Consider the following 13,218-nt stretch of genomic DNA (forward strand, 5'->3'; position numbering starts at 1 on the left):
GCGCCCTCAGGCATAGACCTCGGCCCTGGAAAAGGGCGTACCCTGCCGGTCGCGTGCCGACAGGATCGGCGCACCGGCCAGGGGCCACGCGATCGCCAGTTGCGGATCGTCCCAGGCGATGCAGCGCTCGTGCTCGGGGTGGTAGTAATCGGTCGACTTGTAGACGAATTCCGCGCTGTCCGACAAGGCCAGGAAGCCGTGCGCGAAGCCCGGCGGAATCCACATCTGGTGACGGTTCTCGCTACTGAGCACGTGGCCGACCCACTGGCCGAAGGTCGGCGAGCCGCGGCGCAGGTCCACCGCCACGTCGTAGACGCTGCCGGCGATCACGCGCACCAGCTTGCCCTGTGGATGCTGGATCTGGTAGTGCAGCCCGCGCAGCACGCCGGCGCCCGAGCGCGAATGGCTGTCCTGCACGAAGTCGACCGGCCAGCCGAGCGTTTGCGCGAAACGGCGTGCATTGAAGCTCTCGTAAAAGAAGCCGCGCTCGTCGCCGAAGACCTCGGGTTCGATCAGCAGGACGTCGGGAATCGATTGTGGGGTCGCCTTCACCGCTTGACGCCTCTCTCGCTCAGCACGCGCAGCAGGTACTGGCCATAGCCGTTGTTGCGCATCGGTTCCGCGAGCGCGGCCAGTTCGGTGGCGCCGATCCAGCCCATGCGGAAGGCGATCTCCTCGGGGCAGGCCACCTTCAGGCCCTGGCGCCGTTCCAGCGTGGCGATGAACTGGCTGGCGTCCAGCAGCGACTCGTGGGTGCCGGTGTCGAGCCAGGCGTAGCCGCGGCGCAGGATCTCGACCTGCAGGCGGCCGCGCTGCATGTAGTGCCGGCTCATGTCCGTGATCTCGAGTTCGCCGCGCGCCGAAGGCCGCAGCGTGCGCGCGATCTCGACCGCCTCGCCGTCGTAGAAATACAGGCCGGTCACCGCATAGTTCGAGCGCGGAGCGCGCGGCTTTTCTTCCAGGCCGACGATGCGCCCGTCATCGTCGAATTCGACCACGCCGTAGCGCTCCGGATCCTGCACGTGGTAGGCGAAGATGGTGGCGTCCTCGCTGGCGCTGGCGCGGCCCAGCAGCTGGAACAGGTCGTGGCCGTAGAAGATGTTGTCGCCCAGGACCAGCGCCGACGGGCTGCCGTCCAGGAAGTCGGCCCCGATCAGGTAGGCCTGGGCGATGCCGTCCGGTGAAGCCTGCACGGCGTAGGAGATGTCGAGGCCGAAGCGCGCGCCGTCGCCCAGCAGCTGTGCGAAGCGCGGCGTGTCCTGGGGCGTGGAGATGACGAGGATGTCGCGGATCCCGGCCAGCATCAGGGTGCTGAGCCCATAGTAGATCATCGGCTTGTCGAACACCGGCATGAGCTGCTTCGAGACGGCCAGCGTGGCCGGATAGAGACGGGTGCCGCTGCCCCCTGCGAGGATGATGCCCTTGCGTTTCGTGTTCTTCATGAACGGGATACCTTGCTGTCGGCCACCAGGGTGGCGACGAAACGGTTGAGGTGATGGCGCCAGTCCGGCAGCACCAGGCCGAAGGCGGCGCGGAACTTGCTGCAGTCGAGGGCGCCGTTGGCCGGCCGCGCGGCGGGCGTCGGCCAGTCTGCGGTGGCGATGGGCAGGATGCCCTCTGGCGTGGCGCGTAACGGGGCGCCCGCTGCCGTCGCCTCGGCAACGAGATGGCGCGCGTAGGCGTGCCAGCTGGTGCGTCCGCCGGCTGCCACATGGTAGGTGCCGGACAAGGCGTCCGCCCCTGCGCCCATGGCCGCAATGCGGTACAGGGCCAGCGCGGTGACGTCGGCCAGCAGCTCGGCCGCGGTCGGCGCCCCGAACTGGTCGGCCACCACCTTGATCCGCTCGCGTTCGCGCGCCAGCGACAGGATGGTGTGCGCGAAGTTCTGCCCGCGTCCGAAGACCCAGCCGGTCCGCAGGATCAGGTGGCGCACGCCGCTGGCACGGATGCCCTCCTCGCCAGCCGCCTTGCTGCGGCCATAGGCGGACAGGGGGTTCACCGCATCCTGCTCGTTATAGGCGCCGTCCTTGCGGCCGTCGAAGACATAGTCGGTTGAGTAGTGCACCAGCCAGGCGTTCATGCGCGCGGCTTCCTCGGCCAGCACGGTGGGGGCGCGCGCATTGACCGCCTGCGCCGCCGCTTCCTCGCTTTCGGCGCGGTCGACCGCCGTCCAGGCGGCCGCGTTGACGATCACGTCGGGTGCGATGGCGCGCACGCGGGCGCGCAGTCCGTCCGTGTCACACAGGCCCAGGTCCATGCGTCCGAGCGCATGCAGTTCGCCGAGCGGCGCCAGGGCGCGCTGCAGTTCCCAGCCGACCTGGCCATCCTTGCCGAGCAGGAGGATCTTCATGGCTAGCCGTACTGGCGCGCGATCCAGTCGCGGTAGGCGCCGCTCGTTACGCGGTCGACCCAGTCGCCATGTTCGAGGTACCAGGCCACGGTCTGGCGGATGCCGGTGCCGAAGGTTTCCTGGGGCCGCCAGCCGAGCTCACGTTCGAGTCTGGTGGCGTCGATCGCATAGCGGCGGTCGTGCCCGGGGCGGTCGGTGACAAAAGCGATCTGGGTGGCGTAGGAGGCGCCGTCCGCACGCGGGCGCAGTTCGTCGAGGATGCTGCACAGCAGGCGCACCACGTCGATGTTCGCCATCTCCTGATTGCCGCCCACATTGTACGTCTCGCCCGGTGCGGCCGCCTCGAGAACGCGGCGCAGCGCGGCGCAGTGGTCCCCGACGAACAGCCAGTCGCGCACCTGGCGGCCGTCGCCGTAGACCGGCAACGGCTCGCCTTGCAGGGCCTTGTGGATCACCAGTGGAATCAGCTTCTCGGGGAACTGGTAGGGACCGTAGTTGTTGGAACAGTTGGTGGTCAACACCGGCAGGCCGTAGGTATGGTGCCATGCCCGCACCAGGTGGTCGGCCGCCGCCTTGCTGGCCGCGTAGGGGCTGTTCGGCTGGTAGCGGTGGGTCTCGGCGAAGGCCGGGGCGTCGGGCGCCAGCGATCCGTAGACCTCGTCGGTGGACACGTGCAGGAAGCGGAAGTCCGCGCGCGCCGCGCCTTCGAGCGTGTTCCAGTATGCGCGCGCCGCTTCCAGCAGCCCGAAGGTCGCCATGACATTGGTATCGACAAAGGCGGCAGGGCTGTCGATCGAGCGGTCGACGTGGGTCTCGGCCGCGAAGTTCAGTACCGCCCGCACCCGGTGCTCGCGCAGCAGCCGCGCCAGCAAGGCGGTGTCGCCGATGTCACCGTGGACAAAGATATGGCGCGCGTCATCCCTAAGCCCGGCCAGGTTGTCCAGGTTGCCGGCATAGCTCAGCTTGTCGAGGTTGACAACCGGCTCTTCGCTCTGCGACAGCCAGTCGCGCACGAAGTTTGCGCCGATGAAGCCGGCGCCGCCGGTTACAAGGATGGTCATACGGTCTCCGCTTGGTTGATATCAGGTTGCGCGCAACCCGATTATCGCTCAGAGACCGCGCTGGATGAAGGAGGAGTTGGTGGGCTCGAGCGCGATGTCGGTCAGCGGGCTGCTGCGCTGCGTGCGGCGGCGGCGCGCCCACCAGGCCGAGACCACGAAGGAATACACGGAAAGGTAGAGCAGGAAGCTGGCCAGCACGCCCTGCATCAGGGCGTCCGGCGCGTCGGCGAAGCGCACCGCCAGCAGCGCCGGGACGGTGGCGACCGCCCAGGAGAAGGGCGAGACGCAGGCATTGCGCAGCGGCGCCGGCAGCGCGCGGAAGTAGCGCGCCGCGATCGCGGTCTTGACCAGGCTGTGCAGGTGCCAGCTGTCCGGGTGGCCCGGATGACGGCGGCACCAGAGGCGGCGCACGATGGTGAACACGGTCTCGAAGATCGGATAGCCGCAGGCCAGCAGCGGCGCCCAGGGCGAGACGTCCGGGTTGCGGTAGACCAGCATCACGGACAGCCAGGACAGCAGGAAACCAAGCAGGTAGGCGCCGCCGTCGCCGAGGAACAGCTTGCCGAACGGGAAATTGATGACGAAGAAGCCGGCAGTGACGGCGCAGACCACGAAGCACAATTCGGCCAGGGTGGCGTCGCCGGCATCCTGGGCGATCAGGCCGAGCGCGGCCATGCCGATGAGCACGGTGCCGCTGGCCAGGCCGTTGAAACCGTCGATGATGTTGACCGCATTCGCCACCCCGCCCACCGCGAAAGCGGTGAACAGCACCGAGAAAGGCAGCCAGGCGAGCAGCATGTCGAGCGAGGCGATGCCGCTGTGCATCAGGCTGACGCCGGTCAAGGCCCAGCAGCAGACGCCGCTGGCCATGGTCGCGAGCAGGCGCGCCCGCACCGAAACATTACGGGTGAGATCTTCTGCCAGGCCGAAGACAAAAGCAGGCATGGCCGCCACCAGCACCGGCAGCAGCAGTTCCTGCTGGTCGCCCGGCATGACCCCGAGGGCGAGCCACAGGCCGAGCATGATGGCCGCGCCGCCGATGCGGGGCGTCGGCGTGATGTGGAATTTTTGTACGCCTTGCGTTGCGTCGAGCGAGTAGCGCCCATGCCAGCGCGTCGTCATGACGAGCAGCAGCGAACAGGCGAGCGATACGGCAAAACCAAGCTCGAGGCCGGCAAATGGCAAATTAATAATACTCATAGAACCACTTTGTTAACTCGTCAATTCTAGCGCATTTCTTTTTAACCAACGTCCAAACGTGTTACAGGGCGTAACACGCACCCACCGCAAGTCTTTGATTGTCAAAGCACAATTTGGCGATTCTGGAACCTTAAGAAATCGCAATCAACCTCCCTGAAACTTCTCCTAATATTCTCGACAATTTATTACACTTTTCTTACGGCAAGTTTTCACCCTTTCGCTGCCGTTTCCGGAGGTGCCCGCATGGCCCTGCTCCGTCTCCTTCGCTCTGTCCTGGCCCTGCTCGTCCTGGCCGGCCTGCCGGTATATGCATATGCACAGTCTACGGCTGAGCTGGCGGAGCTGCGCGCACGGGAGGCCGAGGCCGAGGCGCGCCAGGCGATCGCGGAGGCGGAACGGGCGGAGCTGATGGCGCGGCTGCCGCCGGCCCAGTCGAAGGCGCTGGCGGGCGCCATCGACACCCGCCAGTTCGGCGCCGCCGGCCTGGTGCGCGCGGTGGACCTGGCGCGCGAGCTGGCTGGGGAAGTATGCACACGGATCCCACGCGGACGTGCCGCCGCGCTCTACGAGCCGGCAGCCAGCCAGGGCATGGTGGCGGCGCGCACCGTGGACAGCGCCCTCGCCCGCTTGTCCGGCGACATGGCCGACAAGAACAAGGAGCTGCAGCGCTACCTCGACCTGCAGCGTCCACCCGGCTCCGGCATCGCCGCCCTGCCCCTCGGCGTGCTGGCTGCCATACCGAGCACGGTGCGCGCCGGCGCCGACATCGCCGCCCTGCTGCGCAGCGACGTGACGCTCTCCAGCAGCAACTTCGGCGAGGGAACGCGGCTTCTGTTCGCCACCGCCCTGGCCCAGGCTTGCCCGGAGCGCATCCTGGGCCTGGGCGCCGGCTATCTCGGCGAACTCGACTGGGCTCGCTACGAGAAGCTGCTCGGCCGGGTGGCGTCCCTGGCCGGCCATCGCGCCGCCTACGCCCAGCGCATCGCCGAGCTGCAGGGCCTGCTGGAAGGCGCCAAGGGCGAGCAGAAGAAGGAAATGACGGCAGTTGCCCAGGCGGCGCTGGCCCAGCTGAAGGTGGTCGATGCCTTCGTGGAGTCGCTCAAGGCCGGCGAAGCCAGCGAAAAGAGCCCGCTGTTCAATGCCGCGCGCTACCTCGGCTACAGCGAGCGCACGGCCGGCGCCCTGCTGCTGGACGTGGAACTGCGCCTGGAAGGCTTGTCCATCGTGAAGGAAAACCTGTTCAGCGGCCAGCAGCTGCGCCTCTCGGGCGTGGCCTTCCTGTGGTACCGGCTGCACGAGCCGGACGGGCGCCTGCTGGGGGCCGGGGTGCTGCGCCGCATCAGCCGGCCGGTCGAGGTGGACCTGCGCGGTACCGCCGCGGACGACGATTTTTGGGTAGGGTGGACCGGGCCACGAAAGGCGGCTTCGCCGTCCGCGCGTTCAACCACACGGTGACCAGACGCGCATCGTCCATTCATCCGCTGGTTGAACGCGCGGTCGGCACAGCCGACCACCCTACTTTTCCAAACGCTTTACCGCCTGGTCGATGGCCCCAAAAATCGACTTGCCCTTCTCGTCCAGCATCTCGATGCGGATCGTGTCGCCGAAACGCATGAAGGGCGTGCTGGCCTGGCCATCCGCGATCATTTCCAGGCAGCGCTGCTCGGCGATGCAGGAGTATCCCTTCGAGGAATCCTTGTTCGACACCGTTCCCGAGCCGACGATGCTGCCGGCGCGCACATTGCGGCTCTTGGCCAGGTGGGCCACCAGCTGCGGGAAATTGAACACCATGTCGGTACCCGCATGCGGCTGGCCGACCAGGTGCCCATTCCATACCGAGCGCAGCGGCAGGTGCACCTTGCCGTCGCGCCAGGCCTCGCCCAGCTCGTCCGGCGTCACCGCCACCGGCGCGAAACTGGTGGCCGGCTTCGACTGCAGGAAGCCGAAGCCCTTGGCCAGTTCGTCGGGAATGAGGTTGCGCAGCGAGACGTCGTTGGCCAGCATGAGCAGCCGGATCTGGGCATGCGCTTCGTCCGGCGTCGCGCCCATCGGCACATCCCCCGTGACCACCGCCACCTCGGCCTCGAAATCGATGCCCCATTCCTCGTGCGCCAGCACGATGTCCTGCATTGGCCCGAGAAAATCGTCGCTGCCGCCCTGGTACATCAGGGGGTCTTCCCAGAAGGAGGCCGGCATCTCGGCATTGCGCGCGCGGCGCACCAGCTCGACGTGGTTGACGTAGGCGGAGCCGTCGGCCCACTGGTAGGCGCGCGGCAGGGGCGCCATGCATTTGCCCGGGTCGAAATCGAAGGGGCGGCGTGCGCGGCCTTCGTTCAGCAGCAGGGACAGGTCCGCCAGCTGGGGCGCGATGAAGGCCCAGTCGTCGAGCGCGGCCTGCAGGGTCGGCGCGATGCCGTCGGCGACGTGGGCGGTTTTCAGGTCGCGCGCGACGACCAGCAGCTGGCCGTCGCGGGTGCCGTCATTGAGCGTGGCAAGTTTCATCGGTGAGCGGTTTGTTTGGCAAACCGCTATTGTAGAACGCCTGGGATAGCTTCCTAGTATTGAACGACGACGCCGGCGCCGATGGTGCGCTGGAAGTAGTTGTAGTCGATCAGGCTCTGTCCGTAGCCCGAGAACCAGTGCACATAGCCCTTGAGCGGCCCGGCCAGCGGGAAGGCCCAGCCCAGCTGGGTGGCGCTCTTATTGGTGTGGAAGTTATGGCGCAGCAGGGCCGAGAACTCGTGCCCGTCGATGCGGTAGGTGCCGGCCAGCTCGCCGCGTCCCAGGTAGTCGACGATGTCCGGGTTGTTGTCGTCTTCCAGCGACTCATTGATGCGCTTCCAGACCTTGGCGGTCATGGCGAAGCGGCCACGTTCCAGGCCGACCTGGGCATAGATGCGGTTCCAGCTGCGCGACAGGGTCGAGGACTGGCCGTTCGACTGGTGGTTGAAGCCCACGTTCAGGAATTTCAGGTTGGCCCCGAGCACGCTGAAGTTCAGCGGGGTCACCAGCATGACCTCAGGCTGGTAATTGGTTTCGCGGAAAGGGCTGGACGCTTCGCGGTTGCCGGCCTGCCAGAAGCTGTTCTGGGTATAGCCGAACCACACGTCGACCGGCAGCTCGAAGGCCGTCTCGACCGCCTTCATCTTGAAGCCGAGCTGGAACTGCAATTCCGCATGCGAGAGCTTGCCCGTGAAGTCCGCGGCGCGGAAGGGTTCGTAGGGCGCCTCGTTGGGGCGGTAGGTCCGGGCGCCGATCAGGTAGTTCGGGTTGTGCGGACGGAACACGAAGATCCCGCGGCGGTGTTTGTCATCGAGCTCCCAGTGGCTGGCCATCGTGTATTCGCTCGCGGCCTCGACCAGCGGGTCGACGGAAGCGGCCGGGTCAGGCTGCGGCTTGACGGGGAAGGCGCTCGGCTGCTGGCCGGGGGTGATGGTCGCTACAGCCGGCGCGGTCGTCGGAGCAACTGCGGGCGCGGCGGGCGTCACGCCATTGGCCGATGCCAGGCGGTCGAAGCAGGCCAGGCGCTGGGTGGTGTCGGTGAGCTGGGCGCATTCGCCGAGCTGCCGGGACAGTTGCGGGGCCTGCTGGGCCGCGGCTGGAAGGGCGAACAGGAACGGCAGCAGGGCTGCGGGGATCTTCTTCAAATGCATGGGCTTTTCTGCGAAAACGGCTGAGGGGACGCCAGGACATGGCGGATTGTCAACGCGAGTGTCGCGGAAAAGCCCGATCGATGTCGCACGCGATGCTTTACGGCATTGTTAAGGTCGCTCGTAGGGGTGATCTGGTCCAGTGGACCAGATCACGCTCTGCCGACCGCGCGTTCAAATACACGGTGAAATGCGGCGCATCGTCCATTGACACGCTGGTTGAACGCGCGGTCGGCGAAGCCGACCACCCTACATGAAGCAGCTCAGGGCACCAGCAGCGCCAACTGCTCGGGTTCGAGGAAGCACCATTCCCCCTCTTCCAGGCCGAGCGATTCCAGGGTCAGGCCGCCGATCTGCGATCGGTGCAGCGCGCTGCAGTGGTTGCCGGCGGCCGCCAGCATGCGCTTGACCTGGTGGTACTTGCCCTGCTCCAGCACGATCTCGAGCAGGTGCTCGCCGCGCTGGACGCAGGAGACCGCCTTCAGGGGCGCCGGTTCGTCGTGCAGCTGCACGCCGGAGAGCATCTGCTCGACCAGCGCCTGCGTCACGGGCTCGGCGGTGGTGGCCTGGTAGACCTTGGGCACGTGGCGCTTGGGCGAGGACTGGGCGTGGATGAAGGGGCCGTCGTCCGACATCAGGAGCAGGCCGGTGGTATCGTGGTCGAGGCGTCCGACCGGCTGCACGTCGCGCCACTCGAACTGCTCGGGCAGCAGGGTCAGCACGCCGGGGTGGTGGCTGGGCTTGCGCGAGCATTCGTAGTCGGCCGGCTTGTACAGGGCGATGTAGACGTGCTCGCGGTAGCGCCACTCCTCGTCGAAGACGGTGAGAATCAGGTCGCTGGTATCGAACGTGGCCTTGAAGTTGTCGACTACCTCGCCGTTGACGGCGACGTCGCCGTCCTCGATCAGGGCGCGGCAGTATTTGCGGGTGCCGAATCCCTGCGATTGCAGGATACGGTCCAGGGAAAGTTTGCTCATGGGGCGCCACTGTAACAGAAGCGGCGCGGAAGGGGCAGGCAGGAAAGCGCTCCCCTACTGCTGGGGTAAGGTTTCCATGACATCCCCGGATGCGCTCGTTCATTTGACGAGCGTCAAGCTTCGGAAATTTCCTATTGATAGACTTCAACGCGTTAGGAATCCGCCTAACGCCGCGAGGAGTTCTTTACAGCAGAATCTGCTCGCCCTGACCGATAGGACACGACCGTGCACACCGAAGCGCAACCGACCGATGGACTGTTCCCGCCCGCGCCTACCCCCGCCGAGCGCCGCCAACTGGCTAGAACCCACGCTGCCCTGTTTCCCACCCGGCTCGCGATCGCGCGCTGGCAGCACGGCGGCCACTTGCCCCATTTGCATGGCGGCGAACCCGCCTTGCGCGCCGCCTGGTTCGCTGCCGCGCGGCGCGATTTCCAGGCCTGGCTCGACCGCGGCGGCTTCACCCAGCACGAGGACGCGACTGTGCCGGCGCCCTGCCCCGACGACTCACCCGTTCCCGACAGTGATACCCAACATCTCGGCACCTGCTGAGACTGCTACCCAGGAAATGAAAACGACGGCCGGAGCCGTCGTTTCCACTTCCTGAGAAGGAACACCACTGTGAGGAATTGAATTCTCTCGAAGCTGCACCCGCGGTGCAGTGGGGAGCGCCTTGCTTATGGTCCTTCCCGCCAGGCGCTACACACAATATAGAACATGCCACGCGGGATGCAAGGAAAACATCATCGCACTTGCGGCACCGCCCCCTTGGCCACCGCCTTGATCGCGCTCTCGCCGACCGCCGCGCCGAATTTCTTCAGCACGCGCTCCGGCAGGCCTTCGTGGGCGGTGTAGTCGACGATGTCCTCGGCCTTGACGATGTCGCGCGCCACCGTGTCGACCGTGCCGAAACCGTCGGCCAGGCCCATCTCGACGGCTTTCGCACCGGTCCAGTAAAGGCCCGAGAAGGTTTCCGGGGTTTCCTTCAGGCGCTTGCCGCGTCCGGCGCGCACCACCGCGATGAATTGCTGGTGGATTTCGTTGAGCATGGCCTGGGCGTGCGCCTTGTGCTTGTCCGACTGCGGGCTGAAGGGGTCGAGGAAGCCCTTGTTCTCGCCCGCCGTCAGCAGGCGCCGCTCGACGCCCAGCTTGTCCATGGTGCCCACGAAGCCGAAGCTGTCCATCAGCACGCCGACCGAGCCGACGATCGAGGCCTTGTTCACGTAGATGCGGTCGGCCGCCGAGGCGATGTAGTAGCCGCCCGAGGCGCACATCTCGTCCACCACCACATACAGGGGCTTGTCCGGGTAGCCGCGCTTGAGGCGCTGGATCTCGTCGACGATGATGCCGGCCTGCACCGGGCTGCCGCCGGGGCTGTCGATGCGCAGCACCACCGCGGCCGAGCCGGCGTCGGCGAAGGCCTTGTTCAGCGACGGAATGACGGTATCGGCCGCGCCGCTGCCTTCTGCTTCGATCTCGCCGTTAATTTCGATTAACGCCGTGTGACGCCCCAGGTTTTCGTCGCCGCCCAGGCCGAAGGTCGAGTCGTAATAGGTCAGCAGGGCGAGAATGGCCACCAGCAGGAAGCTCAGCTTGAAGAAGATACCCCAGCGGCGCGCCGCGCGGCGTTCCTGCACGGTGGCGAACACCAGCTTCTCGAGCGTCGCGCGCTCCCAGTTGCCCACGGTCGGGTCGGCGGCGAAGCGCTGTTCGCCGCGATCCTCCATACGCTGTTCGCCTGGGTACTTCTCGTGGGGAGTCTGGTCGCTCATACTGTGCAGTGTGGTTATTGAATTGCCGTGTTGTCCCTTGGTGCCCGGACCATGTCGTCCGGCTGCCACCAGATGCCGCCATCACGTTCGACGACCGGGATCGGCCGCAGCTTCCCGCCGCGGCAGGGGCCCCCGGCGCACTTGCCGGTATCCGGTTCATAGACCGCGCCATGGGTTGCGCACATCAGGTACAGCCCGCTGGATTCGAAAAAGTCGCCCTGTTTCCAGTCCAGTTCGATCGGTACGTGTGCACAACGGTTCAGATAGGCAAATGGTTTACCGTCATACCGTACCACAAAGCCGGTAGCTGGTTGCCCAAACGCAATCACCGGAAAGCGCACACCCTTGCCGCCATCGAGCAGGGCGCCGGCTTCGCACACGAAATAGCCGTCTTCCACCGTCATCCTTATGCGTTCTCCAGCAACCAGGCGTGCAGCTCGGGAATCGACCTGGCCGAGAAGACCGGGTGGCAGGCTTGCAGCTGGTGTACCGGATGGGCGCCGAACTCGACCGCGATGCCGCTGGCGCCGGCATTGCTGGCCATCATCAGGTCGTGGGTGGTGTCGCCGATCATGACGGTGCGCTTGAGATCCTGGCCCAGTTCGCGGGTCAGTTCCTGCAGCATGGCCGGGTGCGGCTTCGAGAAGGTTTCGTCTGCACAGCGGGTGGCGTCGAACGTCGACAGCAGGCCGGCCGCATTCAAGGCCCGGTTCAGGCCCACGCGGCTCTTGCCCGTGGCCACGGCCAGGAAGTAGCCCTCCCCTGCAAGATCGCTCAACATGTCGCGAACGCCCTTGAACAGCACGAGTTCGTGGTCCTTGGTCAGGAAATGGTAGCGGTAGCGCTCGACCATGCGCGGGTAGAGCGCCGGATCGATATCGGGCATCACGGCCTGCATGGCCTCGGACAGGCCGAGGCCGATGACGTGGGCGGCCGAGGCATCGCTCGGCACCGGCAGGCCCAGGTCGCGCGCCGCCGACTGGATGCACTTGACGATCGTCGCCGTGCTGTCCATCAGCGTGCCGTCCCAGTCGAAGACGATCAGGTCAAATTGCTTTCTTGGCATGTTGTTTTTGTCGTGTAGGGTGGTCGGCTCTGCCGACCGCGCGTCCAGCTCCGGCATACGCTGTTGCAGCTCATCCGTGAGTTGAACGCGCGGTCGGCGAAGCCGACCACCCTACGAATTCATGTTAATGGTTGCCCCAAGCTTACCAAGAATCGGTCGCACTCGGCCGGCAGGGGCGCGCGCAGGGTCAGCGGCTTGCCCGTGTCGGGGTGGGTGAAGGTGATCTGGCAGGCGTGCAGAAACATGCGCTTGAGCGCTCCGCGCGTGTCGTTTGCCTTCTGAAGCTGCTTGTTCAGCGCAAAATCGCCGTATTTCTCGTCCCCGAGGATGGGGAAGCCGGAGGACGCCAGATGCACGCGGATCTGGTGGGTGCGGCCCGTCTTGAGCTCGGCTTCCAGCAGGGCGAAGTCCTGCCACTTGCGTTTCAGGTTGAACACCGTGTGCGCTTCCTGGCCGCCGGCCTGCACCACCACGCGGCGCTCGCCGTCCGGCGTCGTGAATTTATGCAAAGGGAGCTTGACATGCTGGCGCTTGTTCACCCAGTCGCCGGCCACCGCCGCCAGGTAGCGCTTGTCGGTCACGCCGTCGCGCATCTGGTCGTGCAGGTTCGTCAGCGCGGAACGCTTCTTTGCGATCAGCAGCAGGCCCGAGGTCTCGCGGTCGAGCCGGTGCACCAGCTCCAGGAACTTGGCTTGCGGCCGCGCCGCGCGCAATTGTTCGATCACGCCATAGGACACGCCCGAGCCGCCATGCACGGCGACCCCGGCCGGCTTGTCGATGACGAGCAGGTGGGTATCTTCGAACACGACGGCGAATTCGGCGCCCGGTGCCTGTTGGGTGCTGCTTTTTTCGGCGATCCGGATCGGCGGCACGCGCACCACGTCGCCTTCGTTGAGGCGGTACATCTGGTCGATGCGGCCCTTGTTGACCCGGACTTCGCCGGAACGCAGGATGCGGTAGACGTGGCTCTTGGGGACGCCTTTGCAGATGCGCAACAGGAAATTATCGATGCGCTGGCCGGCTTCTTCTTCGCCGATGGTGAGGAACTGCGCCTGTAGTGCTTGCTGTGATGAAGGGGGAACAACATCGTTTTGCATCGTGGTTCGCATTGTCTTCCCAGAAATTCTCTCTAAGTCCTTCATTTT

Annotated in this window: 14 protein-coding genes; 2 read left to right on the forward strand and 12 right to left on the reverse strand. The window is 66.0% G+C overall.

Going from position 1 to position 13,218, the window contains the following annotated elements; all coding sequences use genetic code 11:
• Positions 1–6: 6 nt before the first annotated feature.
• Genes rfbC through NX780_RS02075 form a run of 5 tightly spaced genes read right to left on the reverse strand, consistent with a single transcriptional unit; the run spans position 7 to position 4,611 of the window.
• Positions 7–552 carry a dTDP-4-dehydrorhamnose 3,5-epimerase gene (gene rfbC / locus NX780_RS02055; protein ID WP_258826205.1) on the reverse strand — a complete coding sequence of 182 codons (546 nt, stop codon included), beginning with the start codon at positions 550–552 and terminating at the stop codon, positions 7–9.
• Entirely contained in the window at positions 549–1,442 is an 894-nt protein-coding gene (rfbA, locus tag NX780_RS02060) for a glucose-1-phosphate thymidylyltransferase RfbA (protein WP_258826206.1), read from the reverse strand. The genes rfbC and rfbA overlap by 4 nt, the downstream gene beginning before the upstream one ends.
• Positions 1,439–2,350: a dTDP-4-dehydrorhamnose reductase gene (rfbD, locus tag NX780_RS02065; RefSeq protein ID WP_258826207.1), complete on the reverse strand. Its 912-nt coding sequence runs from the start codon at positions 2,348–2,350 to the stop codon at positions 1,439–1,441. Before rfbD ends, rfbA begins: the two co-directional genes overlap by 4 nt.
• Before the next feature lie 2 nt (positions 2,351–2,352).
• The gene (rfbB, locus tag NX780_RS02070) at positions 2,353–3,411 is read right to left on the reverse strand and encodes a dTDP-glucose 4,6-dehydratase (protein ID WP_258826208.1); all 1,059 of its coding nucleotides are present in this window, start codon (positions 3,409–3,411) and stop codon (positions 2,353–2,355) included.
• Positions 3,412–3,459: 48 nt separating this feature from the next.
• Complete coding sequence (locus tag NX780_RS02075) at positions 3,460–4,611, reverse strand: MraY family glycosyltransferase (RefSeq protein ID WP_258826209.1); 1,152 nt, start codon at positions 4,609–4,611, stop codon at positions 3,460–3,462.
• Between the two features lie 243 nt (positions 4,612–4,854).
• Between NX780_RS02075 and NX780_RS02080 the strand changes: the two genes are divergently transcribed.
• The gene (locus tag NX780_RS02080; RefSeq protein ID WP_258826210.1) at positions 4,855–6,066 is read left to right on the forward strand and encodes a hypothetical protein; all 1,212 of its coding nucleotides are present in this window, start codon (positions 4,855–4,857) and stop codon (positions 6,064–6,066) included.
• A 60-nt stretch (positions 6,067–6,126) separates the two neighbouring features.
• Here NX780_RS02080 and NX780_RS02085 read toward each other — a convergent pair whose 3' ends face one another.
• From NX780_RS02085 to NX780_RS02095, 3 genes are all read right to left on the reverse strand, one after another.
• Entirely contained in the window at positions 6,127–7,113 is a 987-nt protein-coding gene (locus NX780_RS02085; protein ID WP_258826211.1) for a fumarylacetoacetate hydrolase family protein, read from the reverse strand.
• A gap of 53 nt (positions 7,114–7,166) precedes the next feature.
• Positions 7,167–8,264, reverse strand: a complete 1,098-nt coding sequence (locus tag NX780_RS02090) for a phospholipase A (RefSeq protein WP_258826212.1) — start codon at positions 8,262–8,264, stop codon at positions 7,167–7,169.
• Positions 8,265–8,524: 260 nt separating this feature from the next.
• The gene (locus NX780_RS02095; RefSeq protein WP_258826213.1) at positions 8,525–9,238 is read right to left on the reverse strand and encodes a pseudouridine synthase; all 714 of its coding nucleotides are present in this window, start codon (positions 9,236–9,238) and stop codon (positions 8,525–8,527) included.
• A gap of 225 nt (positions 9,239–9,463) precedes the next feature.
• Here NX780_RS02095 and NX780_RS02100 point away from each other — a divergent pair, with 225 nt between their 5' ends.
• Complete coding sequence (locus NX780_RS02100) at positions 9,464–9,787, forward strand: hypothetical protein (protein WP_258826214.1); 324 nt, start codon at positions 9,464–9,466, stop codon at positions 9,785–9,787.
• Positions 9,788–9,978: 191 nt separating this feature from the next.
• Here the strand turns inward: NX780_RS02100 and NX780_RS02105 are convergent, their stop codons facing one another.
• The 4 genes from NX780_RS02105 to NX780_RS02120 form a co-directional block, all read right to left on the reverse strand.
• The gene (locus tag NX780_RS02105) at positions 9,979–11,007 is read right to left on the reverse strand and encodes a S49 family peptidase (protein WP_370663570.1); all 1,029 of its coding nucleotides are present in this window, start codon (positions 11,005–11,007) and stop codon (positions 9,979–9,981) included.
• Positions 11,008–11,021: 14 nt separating this feature from the next.
• The gene (locus NX780_RS02110) at positions 11,022–11,411 is read right to left on the reverse strand and encodes a Rieske (2Fe-2S) protein (RefSeq protein WP_258826215.1); all 390 of its coding nucleotides are present in this window, start codon (positions 11,409–11,411) and stop codon (positions 11,022–11,024) included.
• 2 nt (positions 11,412–11,413) lie between these two features.
• Positions 11,414–12,073: an HAD-IA family hydrolase gene (locus tag NX780_RS02115; protein WP_258826216.1), complete on the reverse strand. Its 660-nt coding sequence runs from the start codon at positions 12,071–12,073 to the stop codon at positions 11,414–11,416.
• Between the two features lie 119 nt (positions 12,074–12,192).
• Complete coding sequence (locus NX780_RS02120; RefSeq protein WP_258826217.1) at positions 12,193–13,170, reverse strand: RluA family pseudouridine synthase; 978 nt, start codon at positions 13,168–13,170, stop codon at positions 12,193–12,195.
• Positions 13,171–13,218 lie beyond the last annotated feature (48 nt).

Source organism: Massilia agri (assembly GCF_024753255.1).
Classification (GTDB): domain Bacteria; phylum Pseudomonadota; class Gammaproteobacteria; order Burkholderiales; family Burkholderiaceae_D; genus Telluria; species Telluria agri.